General features: G+C 60.2%; 12 protein-coding genes and 1 pseudogene (1 of these 13 only partly in view). 10 read left to right on the top strand and 3 right to left on the bottom strand.

All coding sequences use genetic code 11. The features are described 5' to 3' along the window. The 3 genes and pseudogenes from FTE24_RS05925 to FTE24_RS05915 all read right to left on the bottom strand — a co-directional run. Nucleotides 1-481 (bottom strand): annotated as a pseudogene (locus FTE24_RS05925) (hypothetical protein); the annotation flags it as partial. Between the two features lie 70 nt (nucleotides 482-551). Continuing rightward, on the bottom strand, nucleotides 552-1,916 hold the full coding sequence (locus FTE24_RS05920; protein ID WP_141447529.1) for a TrkH family potassium uptake protein: 1,365 nt from the start codon (nucleotides 1,914-1,916) through the stop codon (nucleotides 552-554). Between the two features lie 945 nt (nucleotides 1,917-2,861). Beyond that, nucleotides 2,862-3,668: an alpha/beta fold hydrolase gene (locus FTE24_RS05915; RefSeq protein WP_150234961.1), complete on the bottom strand. Its 807-nt coding sequence runs from the start codon at nucleotides 3,666-3,668 to the stop codon at nucleotides 2,862-2,864. Nucleotides 3,669-4,033: 365 nt separating this feature from the next. Between FTE24_RS05915 and FTE24_RS05910 the strand changes: the two genes are divergently transcribed. The 10 genes from FTE24_RS05910 to FTE24_RS05865 all read left to right on the top strand — a co-directional run. Then, the gene (locus tag FTE24_RS05910; RefSeq protein WP_141447527.1) at nucleotides 4,034-5,272 is read left to right on the top strand and encodes an ABC transporter substrate-binding protein; all 1,239 of its coding nucleotides are present in this window, start codon (nucleotides 4,034-4,036) and stop codon (nucleotides 5,270-5,272) included. Nucleotides 5,273-5,746: 474 nt separating this feature from the next. Beyond that, the gene (locus tag FTE24_RS05905) at nucleotides 5,747-6,613 is read left to right on the top strand and encodes a carbohydrate ABC transporter permease (RefSeq protein WP_150234962.1); all 867 of its coding nucleotides are present in this window, start codon (nucleotides 5,747-5,749) and stop codon (nucleotides 6,611-6,613) included. Continuing rightward, nucleotides 6,613-7,440: a carbohydrate ABC transporter permease gene (locus FTE24_RS05900; RefSeq protein WP_150234964.1), complete on the top strand. Its 828-nt coding sequence runs from the start codon at nucleotides 6,613-6,615 to the stop codon at nucleotides 7,438-7,440. Before FTE24_RS05905 ends, FTE24_RS05900 begins: the two co-directional genes overlap by 1 nt. Before the next feature lie 228 nt (nucleotides 7,441-7,668). Then, nucleotides 7,669-8,832 (top strand): winged helix-turn-helix domain-containing protein, encoded by a 1,164-nt coding sequence (locus FTE24_RS05895; RefSeq protein ID WP_337190018.1) that lies wholly within the window; start codon nucleotides 7,669-7,671, stop codon nucleotides 8,830-8,832. Nucleotides 8,833-8,920: 88 nt separating this feature from the next. Further along, nucleotides 8,921-10,258 (top strand): MFS transporter, encoded by a 1,338-nt coding sequence (locus FTE24_RS05890; protein ID WP_150234967.1) that lies wholly within the window; start codon nucleotides 8,921-8,923, stop codon nucleotides 10,256-10,258. A gap of 286 nt (nucleotides 10,259-10,544) precedes the next feature. Next, on the top strand, nucleotides 10,545-11,390 hold the full coding sequence (locus FTE24_RS05885; RefSeq protein WP_150234968.1) for a hypothetical protein: 846 nt from the start codon (nucleotides 10,545-10,547) through the stop codon (nucleotides 11,388-11,390). Nucleotides 11,391-11,650: 260 nt separating this feature from the next. Further along, a complete protein-coding gene (locus FTE24_RS05880) occupies nucleotides 11,651-13,096 on the top strand; it encodes an ATPase domain-containing protein (protein WP_150234969.1) in 1,446 nt (481 codons plus the stop codon). A 16-nt stretch (nucleotides 13,097-13,112) separates the two neighbouring features. After that, nucleotides 13,113-13,358, top strand: a complete 246-nt coding sequence (locus FTE24_RS05875; RefSeq protein WP_150234970.1) for a hypothetical protein — start codon at nucleotides 13,113-13,115, stop codon at nucleotides 13,356-13,358. A 1-nt stretch (nucleotide 13,359) separates the two neighbouring features. Continuing rightward, entirely contained in the window at nucleotides 13,360-15,546 is a 2,187-nt protein-coding gene (locus FTE24_RS23450; protein WP_272915056.1) for a LuxR C-terminal-related transcriptional regulator, read from the top strand. 130 nt (nucleotides 15,547-15,676) lie between these two features. Then, nucleotides 15,677-17,037: the start of an S-layer homology domain-containing protein gene (locus tag FTE24_RS05865; protein WP_442978162.1), read on the top strand. Its footprint extends 10,339 nt past the window's final position; only the first 1,361 of its 11,700 coding nucleotides appear in the window; it begins with the start codon at nucleotides 15,677-15,679; the stop codon falls past the right edge of the window.

Raw genomic sequence — 17,037 nt, 5'->3', positions numbered from 1 at the left:
GACCGGCGCTGCGCACGGTCTCGGCCCGGCCGACGTTGTCGGCTTCGCCGCCGGCGTGGCGCTCCGCTTCGGCCTCGGCCGTCGGGCCGGGCTCGGCGGCCGCTTCGGCGCCGGGCTTGCCGCGGCGGCTTTTCGCGCCGCCGCGTCTTTTTTTGCGCCGGGCGGAGGCGGGGGCTTCGGCGTCGGCGGGATCGGCTTCGCGGCGCTGGCCGCGGTCTTCTTCCGGCGCCGGGGCGGCCGGCTGAACTTCGCGGGAAGCGCCGGGCGCCTCGGCCGAAGGTTCGGACGCCGGCGGGCTGCCCGCCGGCGTCTGCGAACCGGAGCGCCGCTTGCGCCGGCGTTTGCGTTTGCGCGGCGCGTCGGCCGCGGTCGGTTCCGGCGTCTCGGGCGGCGCCGCGTCCCGTTCGGACGGGGAGGCATGCGAGCCTGCCGCCGAATCGGAAAGCGGCTTCGGTTCTTGCGGGTTGCGTTCACGTGTCATGAGGCGATCCTCCTTTCCGGATAGGCCGCGGCCGATTCCGTATTCGGCCGCGGCGTGGTGCGTGTCGGACTCAGCCGATGGTCACTTTGCCTTCCGGATAGCGGAACGGCTCTTTGTCCATTTTCGGCGTCAGGGTAAAAGCGAGCGTGATCGGCCCGAGTCGGCCGACGAACATGAGAACGATGATCAGGAATTGTCCGAACGGCGTCAGTTGGGACGTCAATCCCATCGAGATGCCTGCGGTCGCGTAGGCGGACGTCGTTTCGAACAAGATACCGAGGAACGAATAGTTTTCCGTGACGGACAAGATCATGGCGGCCACGACGATCAGCAGAAAAGACAGCAGGGAAAACGTGATCGCTTTGTATACGCGGTCCTGCGCGATCCGGTAGCGGAAAAAGACGATATCCTGCCGGCCGCGGATCATGGCGAGCACCGCTCCGATCAGGATGGCGAACGTGGTCACTTTGATGCCGCCTCCGGCCGAGCCGGGAGCCGCGCCGATAAACATCATGATGACGATGAAGAACTGCGTCGCCTGCCGCAGCGCGCCCACGTCGAGCGTCGCGAGACCGGCCGAACGGGAAGTGACCGACTGGAAAAACGAAGCAAACGTTTTGCCGGACAGATCCAGCGGCTTGAGCGTCGCGGGATTGTTGAATTCGAACACGAAGATCACGATCGCGCCGACGATAACGAGAGCGCCGGTCATCGACAGCACGACTTTGCTGTGCAGCGACAGTTTGCGCTTTTTGGGAAAAGCGAGCAGGTCGGCAATGACGATAAAACCGATGCCGCCGAGCAGAATCATCGGCATGGCGATCAGGTTGATAAACGGGTCGTCCACGTAATGGATCAGGCTGCCCGCCCGGCCTTCGATAGCCCCGAACAGGTCGAAGCCCGCATTGTTAAAAATGGAGATGCTATGAAAAGCGCCGAAATAGGCGGCCTGTCCCAGCGGCATTTCAAACGAGAAACGGGCGAACAACAGAATCGCGCCGACCGATTCGATCACGATCGCGTACACCAGCACTTTGCGGATCAGACGAATGATACCTTCCGTCGAGCTCTGGCTCAGCGTTTCCTGCAAAATCAGCCGTTCGCGGAACGTGATCCGGCGGCGGAACACCAGCGCGATCAGCGTGGCCACGGTCATGAAGCCGAGTCCCCCGATCTGGACGAGCCCGATCAGGACAAGCTGCCCGAACGTCGTCAGGTCGACGCCGGGATTGACGACGGACAGTCCGGTGACGCACGTCGCCGAAGCGGCCATGAACACGGCATCGAGGTAAGCCATCGATTGCCCGGAGGCGGAAGCGGCCGGAAGGCACAAAAGGCCGGAACCGGCCAGAATCATGACGAGGAAACCGGCGGCCAACACTTGGGGCGGATTGAGTCTGAGCAGCGGATTTCGGCTTCTTACGGGTTTGAACATAATGGTGCCCTCGCCTTATAGGTTAGAAATGGGATTTCCGATTCATTGTATTACCGGCGTCCGTCAAAGTAAAGGATCGCCTATAGGCGGGCGCTTGGCGCATCGGGTCCGGCTGCGCTTCCGACGCCGGCGGCCGACCCGTTCGGACCTCGCGCGACCCGGCGCAAGCGCACCCTGCCCGGCGACGAGCGGAGAGGTTCGAAATCGTGCTTGTCCGCGCTGCGAACGTGCGGCGAACCGGCCGCCGAGGGGGAGTCGTGGGGCAGTCCTAGGTGAGTCGCGCGTCAGTTACGAGGCAGTCATGAGTGAGTCACACGGCAAAAAAGAAACAGTCACGAGACAAAAAGAAGCAGTCGCGAGGTAAACAGAAAGCAACCAGAAGCAAACGTAAGCAATAATAGGCAGCCTTGTGGAAATCGAGCGGCAATCGACGGACAATCCAGAGGCGATCCAGAAGTAACCGAAAGGCAATCCAGAGCTAACGAATCCTCTTATCGCTATTTGCGCTTATTCCGCTTTTTTGAAAATCTAACGAATCGTGATGTTCTTACTTGGCGTTTCGAGCGGGGATTTGGCCGTTTTGGAGCAAATAGCGTGATTAGGATTCGTTAAAAATGCGGAAAAGCGGTTTCGAGGGCAAATAGCGTGTCTAGGATTCGTTAGGTCGGCCGTGGCGTACAATTATGCGGGATGCGGGATGCGGGATGCGGGATGCGGGATGCGGGATGCGGGATGCGGGTATTCCGGGCATTAAAAAAGCCGTACGCCCGGGGCGCACGGCTTTCTTGTCTGTAAAGGCGGCCCCGAGCCGGTTGGGCCGAGGTCGCGCAGCGGATTTGAGTTTTAGTTTCGTGGCAACCGCCGTAAAAACGCAACGATCTATCTTTTGGTTTCGCGGCAACCGCCATAAAAACGCAACGATCTATCTTTTGGTTTTTACGGTCATTACCGTAAAAACGCAACAATCTCCTCATTAAATTTCTCCGGTTCGTCCATCATGAGGGCGTGGCCACTTTTCTCGAACGTCACAACGTGGGAAGTGGCGATGCCGGCGTTCATCGTCTGCGCCAGGCCGTAAGGGCAAATCTCGTCTTTCTCGCCGTGGAAAATGGCGGTCGGTACGGTAATCTGCGCCAGGTCGCCGCGCAGGTCTTCGTCGCGCAGCATCTCGGCGGCGCGGAGCGTGCCGACGGCGGACGCCTGGAAAGCGACCATTTCGACCCAGGCGAACGAAGAGGCACTAGGCGATTTGTGCGTCAGCTTTTTGCCGAACGCCGTAATCATTTTCGGGCGATCTTCCAGCGTAGGCTGAATGATCTGTTCGTTGACGTCTTCGACCGTCATCGCGTCCGGCACGCCGTCGCGAACGGTGAAGCTCGGAGCGGCCGCGCCGATCAGCAGCAGCTTCGATACGCCGTGCGATTGGTGGCGGGCCGCGTAGCGTACCGCCGTCGCGCCGCCCATGGAGAAGCCGACGAGCACGGCGTCTTCGAGGCCCAGCGCGTCGATGACCGCACGGACGTCGTCCGCGTAGCGGTCATACGTGTAGCCTTCCCACGGGGCGTCGGATTTGCCGAAGCCGCGCGCGTCGATGCCGATGCAGCGGAAGCCCATGCCCGGCAGGCGCATATATTGGTATTCGAACATTCGCGAATCGAGCGGCCATCCGTGCAGGAAAATGACCGGTCTTCCCTGACCGACGTCTTCCACGTAAATATTGACTCCGGGTTCAACTTCAACGTATTTTCCCATGTTCAAAAACCTCCTTGGATGTGTGCCGCGTATGCGGAGTGCGATGTATGTGGCGAATATGGAAAGCCGATTATCGGATATGGATCGCCGCCGCGCCGCCGGGCCGGGGGATTGGGCCCGCGGCGAAGGCCTGCGATCGATCGCTTATCTATTACCCGCAAATCGGCGTTGAATCTCCGGGCAGCGCAAAAAAAGCGGCCGAAGCGGGATTCTCTTTTCCCGAGAGCGTTTTAACCCCCACGATTCGCCTCTATCCCCGAGCGGGTATTGTTAAGCGGACGGGCGAACGGCGGCGCAGACGGGATCGGCCAAGCCGCCGCCGTCGCCCCAAGCAACAGAAATCAGACTGCAAGGAGGCGCATCACATGGCAAAATGGAGCAGACTGCTGGGAGCGGCGTGCTTGTCGGGCGTGCTGCTCATGCTGACGGCCTGCGGAAACGGCCAATCGGCTGACGGAAAAGTACATATCGAGTTTTTCCAAAACAAGCCGGAAGCCAAAGGTTCGTTCGACAAGCTGATCGCGAAGTTCAACGAGGAGAATCCGGACATCGTCGTTACGCAGACCAATCCGCCGGACGCCGAGACGGTGCTCATGACGCGGGTCGTCAAAAACGACGTGCCGGACGTCATCGGGATGGGCGCGACGGACACATACTCCGTCCTCGGACAAAGCGAGATTTTCGCCGACCTGGCCGGAGAGCCTTTTCTGGACCGGATTAATCCCCGCTATATGCAGATGCTGAACGATCTGACCGGCGAGGAAGCGATTACCGGCATTCCCTACGCGGCCAATGCCGACGGGATTATGTACAACCGCAAAATTTTCGAAGAGCTGAATCTGGACGTGCCGAAGACGTGGGACGAGTTCATGGACACCGCGCAGAAGATTCAGGACGCGGGCATCACGCCGTTCTATCTCACGTACAAAGACGACTGGACGACCAATCTGCTGTTCAACGCGCTGGCCCCGAACATCGCCGGCATCGACTTTTTCCTGGAACGGCGCGACGACAAAGTGACGTTCGCAGATCCCGTCATGCGCGAAGTCGCCGAGAAAGCGCTCGCCGTGCTGCCTTACGGCACGAACGACAACTTCGGCCGCACGTACGCCGACGGCAACCGCGCTTTCGCAAACGGCGAAGCCGCGATGTATATTCAGGGCAGCTGGGCGATCCCGGAGATCCGCAAAGCCAACGCCGATATCGACCTCGGCTTCTTTGCGACTCCGACCGGCGACGACGCCGAAAGCAACAATCTCGTCTCCGGCGTCGATACGCTGCTGGCCGTCGCCGAAAGCACCGACCATCGCGAAGAGTCGATGAAATTTATCGAATTCCTGATCGCGGACGAGAATATTTCGCAGTACATCAAGGAACAGACCGCCTTTTCCGCGGTCGAAGGCATTGACCAGAACGACCCGGCCGTGGCGGAGCTTCAGCCTTATTTCGACTCCGGCCGCCTCGTCGACTTTGCCGACCATTATATCCCGGCCGCCGTGCAGCTCAACTCGCTCGTGCAGGAATTCCTTCAGCGCGGCGACGTCGACGCTTTCCTGAAGCGCCTCGACAGCGAATGGACCAAAGTCGCCAACCGCAGATCCTGACCCTTTTGGTCTGCGTAACTCTCTCGACTCGCCCTTGTCTGCTGTCCTTGACCTGCACCATCCATTCTTGATCTTGTGCCCTTTGTCCCATTTGATCTTGCCCTGCCCTTGCTCTGCACTATCCGTTCTTGATCCCTTGATCTTGAACTGTTAAAAGCGGGAATCGTCCAGGCCCCGGCCGCCGACCATTCCCGCCGCGGCGCAGCCGCCCGCTTCACCCAGGCGGCCTGGATACAAGGCCGCCCGCCCTACCACCCTACAAAAACAACTCGACGCGCGAGCGTGAGCGGAGGGCGGGGAAATCCCGGAAAAGCGAAGCGGTCGCCTTTGAGGTCCGATTTTCACCTTGCAAAAGTTCAATCCAAAAATCGGACCGAAACAGCGATTGAAGGGATTCCCCGCCCGGAGCGCCTCCCGAGCACCAGAGCGCCTCCGAGCACCCGCACCGCTCAAGCGTCGAGAAAGGAGGACCCTATGGCAAAAAGAAAAGCCGCCTTTTACTGGATGACCGTGCCGGCTTTGCTGCTGTTTTTCGTATTCCATACGTTCCCGGCTCTGCAGGGGGTGTTCTACTCCTTCACGAACTGGAACGGTTTCGCCAAAACGTACGACTTCGTCGGCTTCAAGAACTACTATTATCTGTTCCAGGACGACAACGTCGGCAACGCCTACGGGTTCACGTTCAAGTTCGCGATTCTCGTCACGATCGTGATCAACGTGCTCAGCCTGCTGATTGCGATGGGGCTGAACGCCAGCATCAAAGCGCGGAACTTTTTCCGAGGCGTGTACTTCCTGCCGAACATCCTGAGCGTCCTGATCGTCGGCTACATATTCAACTACCTGTTCTCCAACGTGTTCACCGTCTGGGGCGAGAACCTCGGCATCGGGGCGCTGTCCACGAACCTGCTCGGCAGCCAGACGCTCGCCTGGATCGGCGTCGCGTTCGTCGCGATCTGGCAGGGCATCGCGCTGAACACGATTCTGTATCTGTCCGGCCTGCAGACGATTCCGACGCAGCTGTACGAAGCTTCCGGTCTCGACGGCGCCAACAAATGGCAGGAGTTTTGGAAAATTACGTTCCCGCTCATCGCTCCTTTTTTCACCATTAATATGGTCCTGGCGATGAAGAATGCGCTGATGGTATTCGACCTGATCGTCGCGCTGACGAACGGCGGGCCGGGCCGCGCCACGCAGTCGATCTCGCACCTGATCTACACGGGTGGCTTCGAAGGCGGCGAATTCGCGTATCAGTCGGCGAACTCGGTCATCTACTTTATCGTGATTGCGGTCATCTCGATCGTGCAGATCCGATACTTGCAGAGAAGGGAGACGGATATGTAATGAAAACCCGCAAACGGACCAACTGGGTCGCCATGATCCTGATTGCGCTCGGGACGATCTTCATCTTGTTCCCGCTGTACATGGCCGTCACCATCGCGCTCAAAAACCAGACGGATATGGTGAATTCCATTTTCGGCCTGCCGACCAATCTGCGCTTTGAAAACTTCGCCAAAGCGATCGAAATGACGAACTTTTTCCAGGCACTCGGCAACAGCGCGATCGTCACGATCTCGACCGTTGTCCTGACCATCCTGAGCAACTCGCTCGTCGCTTACGCGGTCGCGCGGAACATGGGCAAGAGCAAGTTTTTCAAAGGACTGTATTTCTACTTCATCAGCGCCATGTTCATTCCGTTCCCGATCATCATGCTGCCGATCGTCAAACTGACGGCTTCGCTCGGTATGACGAATCTGCTCGGCCTGATCATCCTGCACACGGTGTACGGACTCGCGTTCAACGTGTTCATCTACGTTGGCTACATCCGCTCGATTCCGATCGATCTGGAAGAAGCGGCGACGGTCGACGGCACGGGGACGTTCGGGACGTTCGTCCGCATCATCTTCCCGCTGATGGCGCCGATCAACGCGACGGTGGGCATCCTGATCTGCCTGTCGACGTACAACGACTTCCTGCTGCCGCTCGTCATCTTGAGCGATCAGAACCAGTACACGCTGCCGCTCGTGCAGTACGTGTTCCAGGGACAGTTCAACACGGAGTTCAACCTGGCATTCGCGTCGTACCTGCTGGCGATGCTGCCGATGATCGTCATCTATCTGTTCGCTCAGAAGTGGATCATCAACGGCGTTACGCAGGGCGCGGTCAAATAAGCTTCTCCGAAATGTCGTTAATGTCCGGCTTCAAGCGTCCGGTTTCGCCTGCGAAGGCGGGCCGGGCGCTTTTTGCGTATCAAAAAAGGGCCCGGCGCAAGATCAGTCCGGCATGGATGGATCGGCGGGGCATGGCGTATAATGGCGGCATGGGAAAAAAGGCGAGGCCCGCGCGTCTCCGTACGGAGGACGCGGCATAGCGGGCCGGAGCCGGAAGGAGGCACGGATGTGGCGGTGATTAGTTTTGACGACGAGCGGATGGAAGCCGCATGCGGCGGAAGGAACATGAAGCTGCTGGCCAAAGAGTATGCGCTGCTGCGCTTTTTGCACGACAACGTCAACCGGGTGTTCAGCCGCGACCAACTGCTGGACCGGGTCTGGCCGGGCGAATACCCGGTCGACCGCACGGTGGACGATCACGTCTACCGGCTGCGCAAAAAGCTCAAAGCGGCGGGCGGGCCGTCGATCGAGACGATTCGCGGCATCGGGTACAGCCTGGCGCTGAGTCCGTCGCCTGTAGGCGCCGACGCACTGTCGCTGCGCGATCCGGCGGTGCAGGAAGCGATGAACGGCATCTTCGCGCGGTATCACCGTCTGGGACAGGGCCGGGCGCTGCTCGCGTTGGCGGCGCAGCGGGAATCGCTCGGCTTCGAGCTGGACGCGTTCTACGCCTTGTACGTGCATTTCGTCGAAGGGGACCTGCGCTGGTTCGTGACGCACGAAGCTGCGCCGATCCGCGAGCGGATCTATTGGCTGCTGCTGTTCTATCTGGTCGTCGATACGCCGGAGCCCAAGTCGGCCGTATGCGAACGCGCGCTTCGGCTGCGCGCCCTGCCGCCCGAAGGGCACCGGGAGATGGAGATTCTGAACATCGCCGACCTGTACGCGGAGGAAGGACGGATCGGCGAAGCGCTGTCCACGCTGGATACCGCCCGCCGCGTGTCGCGGGAACAGGCTCTGGACGGATTCGTCGTCCCGATCGAGATCAGCGCGTTGTACGTCCGGCTGATGCAGGGCGATCCGGCCCTTGCGGAGCGGCAGTCCGCGGAAGCGGCCCGGCTGCTCGAACGCGAGCCTTATTTGCGCGAGCTGGCCGGCTACCGGCTGCTCGAAGGAGCCCGGCTGCTGCTTGCGGGCAGCGCCGCGGCAGGCGAGGCGCTGATCCGCGAAGGGCTGGACACGCTTGCGCGGTCGGGCTTCGTGCCGCATCGGCTGCTCGCGCTGCGCAGGCTGGTCGGCGTGCTGGACCGGCATGCGCCAGGCGGGGAGGCCGGGCGCCGCTACGCGAACAAGCTGCAGGCGGAATACGCGCAGTTCGGTCTGGACGAATGGCAGGACCGGCTCGGCGAACGCATTCTCGGTTATTTGGACCGGCTGGAAGAGTCCCTCTGATAAACCTCTGACATTTCCCGGCTAGACTGAATCCGTGCTTAACGACGGAGGCGGTTCTTCGGAATCGCCGGGAGAGGAAGAACGAGGAATGGAGAACAAGAAGAGGCAAGAAGCAAGACAGGGCCGCCCGGTCCCGGCAAGAGGCGCGGAAAGCGGTCGCAAGGCAAACAGCGAGGCCGCGGGCGCCCGCCGGTCTTCGCTGCTCCGGCATCCGGTCTTTGGCCGGACGTTCGCGGCGTACGGCATTTCCGTATTCGGCGACTGGTTCGACGTGATCGCGATCCAGGTACTGATCGGCTACCGCTGGCAGGCGAGCCCGCTGGAGATCGCGCTGGTGCCCGTCTGTATGGCGCTGCCGGGCATGCTGCTCGGCACGGCAGCGGGAACGGCCGCCGACCGCTGGAACCGGCTCGCGCTGATGCGCCTGTGCGACGTGCTCACGGCGCTGGCTACGCTGGGCATATTGTTCGTCCCGAACCTGTACGGATTGTTTCCGCTGCTGGCGCTGCGGGCCGCGCTTGGCGTATTCAACGTGCCGGCGCAGCAGGCGCTGACCCGCCGCGTCGTCGACGAGGAGCGTCTGATCGACGCTTCCTCGCTCAACGGCCTGGCCAGCCAACTGTCGCGGATCGCCGGGCCGCTTGCCGGAGCGGCCGTGCTGTCGCTGCTGTCGCCGCAGGCATGCATGCTGATCAATGCCGGGGCGCGGCTGCTGTCGTACGGCATTTTGAAGACCGTTCCCCGGGAGGCCGATCGGGGTCCGGAACCTGCCGGGCAGGCGAAGGCCAAGAGCGGTTCGAACTTCCGCCGCGAATGGCGGGAAGGCTGGGCGTTGATCCGCCGCACGCCGCCGCTGCTGCGCGCGATGGCATTTGCGCTGTGCGGCATGCTCGTCGTGCAGATGATCGACTTCCAGTTCATCAGCCTGTTTCGCGCGATCGCGCCGGACCGCGAGACGGCGATCGGCTGGCTGCTGGCCGCTTCCGGCGTGTCGGCGGCCGCTGCGGCCGCGGCCAATATGCGCTTCCGGCCGCTGCGGCGCAGCGGGTACGGGCTCAAGCTCGGCGGGAGCTATGTCCTGATCGGACTGTCGATCCTGCTGCTCGGCCTGCTGCCGACCGGCGCTTCGACCGCCGCGCTGCTCGGCCTCGGGCTGCTGCTCGGAGCGGGCAACGGGCTGTTCATGGTCACGTTCAACCATGCGCTTCAGACCCAGACGCCGGCTAATATGACCGGCCGCGTCTTCGGCATCCAGAGCACGCTGCTGAGCGCGGTCATGCTCGCGGCTCCGCCGCTTGGCGGGCTGTTGGTGCAGCGGTTCGGACCGGGCCCCGTATTCGCGGCGGCCGGACTGTCGATTCTGCTGCTCGGAGCGGCGGGATTTGTGTTCGGACGGACTTTTTGGAAGACGACGCCTGCGAAGTAGGAATTTGGACCTCTTTTTGCCCCTTTCCGGGAGGAAAGGGGCTTTTGTCATCGAACCGTAATATAAGGTTACAACTTTTTTTCTGGAAATATCCTCAGGATGTCTTAAGCTAGAAGAGCAGGGTTTTTCCCGATTGACAACAACGATCGATCACACCGACTCCGCGCACGGGCATCCCCGTCGCTTGAACCTGACCCGCTATGTGAACTCTTGAACATTCTCGGCGCTTCGCGAACAGCGCCTTCCACTCCATATATCCTTCGGGAACGAAATGAGGACCTCCAATATGAAAAGAACACGCCGCCTTGCCGTCTCTGTCTTGGTCTGCCTGTCCGTCGCGGCTGCGGCGCTGACCGCGTCCGCCGCCGCTTCCATCAAAGTGTACCGAAACGGGACCGAAGTCGTGACCGAAGCTTCCCCGAGATTCGTCGAAGGACAGGTCATGATCCCGCTCAGCCTCGCCGGAGAACTGTTCGACCAGGACATGGACTACGATTCCGTGCAGCGCGTGCTCAACGTCGACAGCCGGACAGGCGAGATCGCGAAGTCCGCGGACGGCAAGCTGGCGGTGACCGGCACGGCCGCCTTGAACGGCATGTGGGACGGCCTGATGCTGCGCAGCGGCGATCGCGTCGTCGGCGTGCCGGGCAAGACGCTCGGGCCGGATAGCCCTTATCCGCCGGAATTCGCTGCGGCGCCGCTTACGGGCGGCCCGGCTGCGGACGTTGTTATCCTGCTGACGCAGGGCTACGGCACCGGGCTGTACGTCAACGAAGCGTTCGTCTATACGGCTGAGCTTGAGCCGGTTGCGCTCGAAGACGCCCTCGTGTCGATGCGCAAGCAGACCCGGGCGGGCTTCCGTCCGGACGGGAGCGTCTTCGTCGAGACGGGCGGGCAGTCCACCGCCATCGCGGCGCAGCGGCTGCTGACGGATCGCGGCAATCCGGGGGAGGCTCCGACTTTTGGCGGGGTCGTACGCTACGCGGTCGAGGACGGGCGTCTGACCGCGACGGCGGGCGTGCAGGTCGGGTCTTCCGAATTTATCGGCGATCTCAAGCTTGTGTATACGTACGCAAACGGCGTGCTGCAGGCCGGAACGCCCCGGTTCACCGCATACGACGAGTATCGGTGATCGACCGCTTGATCTGCCGCTTGGTCGGATGCTTGATCCGGCATTTTGATCTTCGGCGCGGCCCTGAAGGCCTCCGGCGCTTGCCGGCTACCCTTTTGCAGCGGGCGTGAAACGAGATTTACAGCACTATGGAAAAAATGGAAAAGCTATTTCAAACTTTATTATTATCGGGTAAGATCAAGATAAGAGGAATTTCCTATTCCCAATATAACGAATCGGGCGTAACGCACACATCGATTCAAGAGGGGGCGACGGAACTTATGCAAGAGACGGGACTAATTCAGGATATCGTACACACAGGGGTTCCGGGGCTTGACGAACTGCTTGGAGGCGGTGTTCCAAGGGGGACCACCATCATCCTCGAAGGCAATCCGGGCACGGGCAAGACGACGCTCGGGATTCAGTTTTTGCTGGAGGGAGCCAGGCAGTACGGAGAGTCCGGCATTTATATTACGTTCGAAGAACTTCCGGAGCAAATTTACCGCGACATGTCGGGGTTCGGCTGGGATCTGCGAGAGCTTGAGAGACAGAACAAGCTGCGGATCATCTGTCTGGAACCGGACGTGCTGCTGGACCAGATGATGCGCACGGACGGGCTGTTCGAACAGCTTATCCGCGAGATCGACTGCAAGCGCGTCGTCATCGACAGCATCAGCCTGTTCCGCAAACTGGGCGGCGACCAGACCGACGGGCGCGACCAGATCTATTCCATCCGCAACATTATGCGCAAGTTCGACCTCACCGCTTTTTTCCTCAGAGAATACGGAGAAACGGAAGGACGCTCGACCCCTTTCGAAAACTACGTATGCGACGGCATTATCCGCTTGTCGCTGAGGGAACATCTCGAAAAATACCGCAAGCGCACGATCGAAATCCTCAAGATGCGCGGCACGTGCATCGTGGAAGGCGAACACCACTACCGCTTTTTGAAAGACGGCATTCGTATCCTGCCCGCGCTGTCGATGGTCGAAGACAAGATTCTGAACGACGGCGTGGACCGGTTGAGCACGGGAATCGAATCGCTGGACGAGCTGATGATGGGCGGAATCCCCCAGGGAAGCGCATTCATGCTCGACAGCAACAGCAAAGCCAACTACAACTACCTGATGAATTCGATCCATGCGGAACGATTGAGACAAGGCGACTGCGTGCTGTTCATGCTGTCGGGGCTGAGTTCGGTCGAGACGCTGGAGCAGATGCTGGCACTGTTCGGGGTATCGCTGAAGGAAGCGGCGCTGGAAGAACGGGTCTTTTTCATCGATCATTATCACCGCAAAGTCGCGCCCGAGTACGAGAACCGGATCGTGTACGTCGACCGTCTCTCGAACGAGGAATATCAGAAAAAAGTGTATGAAGCGATCAATCCGTATTTCCGCGAATCGATGGTGCTGGGCAAACGCTGGTTTATCCACTATGACCTCAACACGATCATTTCCGAGCGGGGACGCGAATTTGTCAAACGGAATTTCGCCGACGAGATGGCCCGCTGCAGGGCGGCCGGCATTACGGTTCTCTGCCAGAGCAATTTTACGGAAATCGGATTGGAGACGTCTTCCTTCCTCGAACGGGCTTCGAACGGGGTCATCCGCACCTGGGTAGACGGAAGCTATCAGTATCTCCAGATCACGAAATCCCCGGGCGGCCGCATGTCGGCTCCCCATATCGTCGATAATATCAGGGACAGACCGTATGTTAGGCTGATATAGGGGGCACATGAGAAAGATGACGATTTCGGATCAGGAGTTGTTGAAACTGCAGATGGAGTGCACCGTGTTTTTTGAAAACAACCCTTACGCCTATGAAACCGCAAAGGGGCTCGCCAAGAAACTCGGACGCGGCGTAGAGCCGCTGGAAGTCGTACTAAACCGCTTGGCCGCAATCTCCATCCTGGATAAAAGAGGTGAAGGGAACATGGCTATCTATTCGTACAAAACCCCTTATACTCAAAATGAAGTGGAGATCCATTAATATGATCGAGAAAAGCTGGGCAATGGACGTCAGGAAAACCGTCGAAGAAATCCAACATACCTATGCCGAATTTACGAATCTTTCCATTTTGATCGTGGACGGGGAAGGGCGGCCGCTCGTCAAGCCTTCTTCCTACCATCCTTTTTTTGAAAAATTGGTCGAATCGGAAGGGGAAACGCGCGAACGCTTCTGGCAGGAAGTCCGCCATTACGCGGGGCTGACCAAGCCGGCGCTGTGCGATCTGTGGCTGCCGGGCGTGAAGTTCATCATCGCGCCTTTCCGGTCGCCGGCCGGAGAAGCGGTCCACTACGTCGTGGCCGGCGTGCTGATCCAGTCCGGCACCAAAGCGATGCTGGAAGAAGAAGTAACCCGCAGCGGCCTGTACGACGAAGGACGCAAGCTGCTGCTCGATCTCGTGCTGGAAGCGGAAGAGCTGTCGAGCGAAGAAGCCGACATCTGGCGCGAGAAGATCGGGAAGCTGGCGGAGACGGCCGAACGCATCCTGCGCTCCGCGTACCGCGAGACGTACGTGCGCGATCGCCTCGCCGAACTGCGCGGCGTGCTGTCCGTGGCGCGGCGGGACCGTTCTTCGGTCAGCCAGACGTTCGAACAGTTCATGGAAGTCAGCGGCGCGTCCGGCTTGATGGGCTATGCCGAGAAGATCGGTCCCGGCGAATACCGGATCAACCGGATCGCGGGCGAAGGCGCCGCCGCGCTGCAGGACGCCGAGTTCCGCGAAGGCGAAGGCTTTCTCGGCCAGGCCGCGCTGAGCGACAGTCCGATGCAGTGGACCGATATCCAGCGGGACCCGCGCTCGTTCTTTCTCAAGCAGCGGCTGGGCGCCGAATTCTACGGGCTGCGCTGCTTTCCTGTCCGCGTAGGCGGCGAGCAGCTCGGCATTCTGTTCATCGTGGACAAAGACAAGGTGCAGGTCGATTCGCTGCTGCGCGAATTCGAAGACATCCTGATTGCGCTCGTCGGCGAATATATCGCCAGCGGCACGATCGAAGCGCGCATGGAACGCCAGATCCAGCGCCTTCGTCCGCTGATGGAAGTGACCCGCTTCATGATCTCCGCCCAGAATACCCAGCGGATCATGTTCATGCTCGTCGACATGAGCCTCAGCCTCGTCTGGAATCCTTCGTCGGCGATCATCGTGCACGAAAGCTCCAATGGGCAAAAAGTGCAGATCGTCTCCCGCGGCATCGCCAACGATTTCGCCGAGCAGTATGCGCGCGACGTCGCCAAGCGCATTCTGCGCGAGAATCCGGCGCATTCGCCGGGCTTCGAACTGTCGCAGACCGAAGAAGGCCAGCTCATGATCGAATACCCGATCGTGTACGCGGGCAAGACGCGCGGCGTTCTGGCCGTGTCGCTCGGCAGCGAGCAGGAAGCGGAAGAATGCCGCGAAGTGCTGCTGGCGCTCGCCACGATGGGCAGCATCATCCTGCAGTCGGTACACGACCAGCGGCAGCTCGGCCTGCAGAACGAACGCTTCCTGCGCCTGATGCACGCTTCGGCCAAGCTTGGCGAAAGCGATCAGGGCAAAGTGTCCGACCTGTCGCTGAGACTGGTCGACGAGTACGCCCGCTACGGCGGCATCAAGCCCGAGGAAGCGACTTTCCTGCAGCGGACAAGCATGCTGTCGGTGCTGGACGATGCCGCGCGGCGCGAATTGGGCGAAGCGTTCCCCGACGAGCTGGCGGTGCTCAAAGAGTATCGCGCCATGGTCGACTCGGAAGGCCAAACGGGAAATTTTTCCTATTCCCGGCTGGCCCAACTGCTGCGCACCGCGCTGTACTTCGCGGCGCTCGACGAAGAAACGGCGGGCCGCCTGCATCTGACGGGCGTCTCGCCGGAACTGTTCAACCATTTCCGCAAGTTCATGGCGGTTCGCCATACGGTGCAGAGCGAAGTCGTACTGTCGGACGGTTCGACGGCCGCTTTCAATCCCGCCGAAGCCGAAGAACGCGGCATCGACGCGATCGTCAAGGAATTCGGGCTGTCCAAGCGGGAAAAAGAAGTGCTGGAGCTCGTCGTGCGCGCGTCGAGCAACAAAGACATCGCCGCCAAGCTGTTCATCAGCGAGCATACGGTCAAAAACCATTTGACGAACATTTTCAACAAGATGAGTGTAAGCGATCGGGCCCAGGCGATCGCGAGAGTGTTCAACCGGGGCATCGGCTGATCCGCCGAAGATTGTGCTTATACCCTGATCGATACGGCGTGAAACAGAAGAACCTTCCTACTTTGGAAGGTTCTTTTTTTGTCGTTTTTTCGAACAGACTAGTCAAAAATTCCCCTTTCTCTAACTTGATATGGAAAATTCAAGCATAATGATGTATAAAAGTTCCAAAGAGATTTTTATTTGGGAAAAGGCACCGATCCGCCGGACTTCCCAAAGCTCGTCGTCGTTTAGTCGCAACAACAGAGACAGAAACAGAGAGGGTGCGGATGCGCAAATGGAAAAAGGGACGCAGCAAAGGACTTGGAGATCTTGGATCAGCGGACTGCTGGCCGTCGTCATGGTCATCGCCATGTTCCCGGTGGGGCCGGGACGTGCTTTGGCGGCGGGGACGCTTAGCGTCACGACTTCGGTGCCCAACGCCGTAGCCGGCGATACGACCGATATCAATCTGGCGTATACGAACAACGCGGTATTGAACCTGAATCTGGGCGCCGTCGATTTCCATCTCCCGACGGGCCTCAAAGCGACCACGTCGGACCAGATCAACGGCGTAAATCTGACTCCTTCGCAGATTTTGGATGGCGGCCAGCGGGTGCGAATTAGCGGGCTGAGCCTCACGCTTCTGCAATCCACTTCGATTCTCTCGCTCAAACAGAAAACGATGCCCGTATCCGGCAATTATAATTTTGAAGTCCGGCTCTACGGTCTTACCCTCACCGTCATCAACACGACGCCAAGCGAAACGCAATTGATCGGGCTGTCTATCGGCGCGTTGAGCCTGTCTCTCGGCGGGATCGAAGTCGTCAACAATCCCGGCGATGCCGACACCGTTACGCTCGGCGCCGTCAAGGCCGGCGACGTCGTCAAAATCTACAATCCCGATGCCTCGCTTCGGACTCAACTGACCGCCCAGTCGGACGGTACGCTGACCGTTCCGGTCGCGCTCAATCCGGCCGGCGGAACCGTCAGCATCAGCCAGACGCGCGGCGGGGTGGAAAGCCTTAGACTTCCGGTCATCTATCTGGCCGAAATCGTGCCTCCGGTTCTGCTGACTTCCGTCTACGTGTCCAACCAGTCGGGCAATGCCGACAGCGTGACGGTTAACGACCTGAATCCCGGCGATTCCGTTCGCTTGTATACGTCGTTGACAGGCACGACGCCGCTCGCGACGTCTTCTCCGGTCGCAGCAGGCCAGACTTCGGTCGTCGTGCCGACGACGCTGACGCCGCTCGGCGGCATCGTCTACGTCTCGCGGGTACGCAGCGACGTCGAAAGCGTCCGCACGCTCGTGCCTTACCTGCCGGAAGTCGTAGCCGCTCTGACGTCGAATCTTGTGGCGCTCACGAACGGTTCGGGCAATTCCGACCAGGTGCGGGTCACGGGACTGACGACGGGCGACATCGTCCGCGTCTACGCGACGGACGGCACGCTGCTGAATTCGCTGACGGCGAACTCGGGCGGCATCGCCCAGGGAACCGTGGCGCTGACGCC

Source organism: Saccharibacillus sp. WB 17 (assembly GCF_008634075.2).
Lineage (GTDB): Bacteria > Bacillota > Bacilli > Paenibacillales > Paenibacillaceae > Saccharibacillus > Saccharibacillus brassicae.
Note: the sequence above shows the minus strand (reverse complement) of the source record. Positions and strands in the feature narration are given on the sequence as shown.

Bases quoted from the DNA above. Each gene is read 5' to 3' on its own strand.
- FTE24_RS05915 (WP_150234961.1), bottom strand. From the start codon at position 3,668: ATGGGAAAATACGTTGAAGTTGAACCCGGAGTCAATATTTACGTGGAA.
- FTE24_RS05885 (WP_150234968.1), top strand. From the start codon at position 10,545: ATGAAAAGAACACGCCGCCTTGCCGTCTCTGTCTTGGTCTGCCTGTCC.
- FTE24_RS05920 (WP_141447529.1), bottom strand. From the start codon at position 1,916: ATGTTCAAACCCGTAAGAAGCCGAAATCCGCTGCTCAGACTCAATCCG.
- FTE24_RS05880 (WP_150234969.1), top strand. From the start codon at position 11,651: ATGCAAGAGACGGGACTAATTCAGGATATCGTACACACAGGGGTTCCG.
- FTE24_RS05875 (WP_150234970.1), top strand. From the start codon at position 13,113: ATGACGATTTCGGATCAGGAGTTGTTGAAACTGCAGATGGAGTGCACC.
- FTE24_RS23450 (WP_272915056.1), top strand. From the start codon at position 13,360: ATGATCGAGAAAAGCTGGGCAATGGACGTCAGGAAAACCGTCGAAGAA.
- FTE24_RS05905 (WP_150234962.1), top strand. From the start codon at position 5,747: ATGGCAAAAAGAAAAGCCGCCTTTTACTGGATGACCGTGCCGGCTTTG.
- FTE24_RS05900 (WP_150234964.1), top strand. From the start codon at position 6,613: ATGAAAACCCGCAAACGGACCAACTGGGTCGCCATGATCCTGATTGCG.
- FTE24_RS05910 (WP_141447527.1), top strand. From the start codon at position 4,034: ATGGCAAAATGGAGCAGACTGCTGGGAGCGGCGTGCTTGTCGGGCGTG.
- FTE24_RS05890 (WP_150234967.1), top strand. From the start codon at position 8,921: ATGGAGAACAAGAAGAGGCAAGAAGCAAGACAGGGCCGCCCGGTCCCG.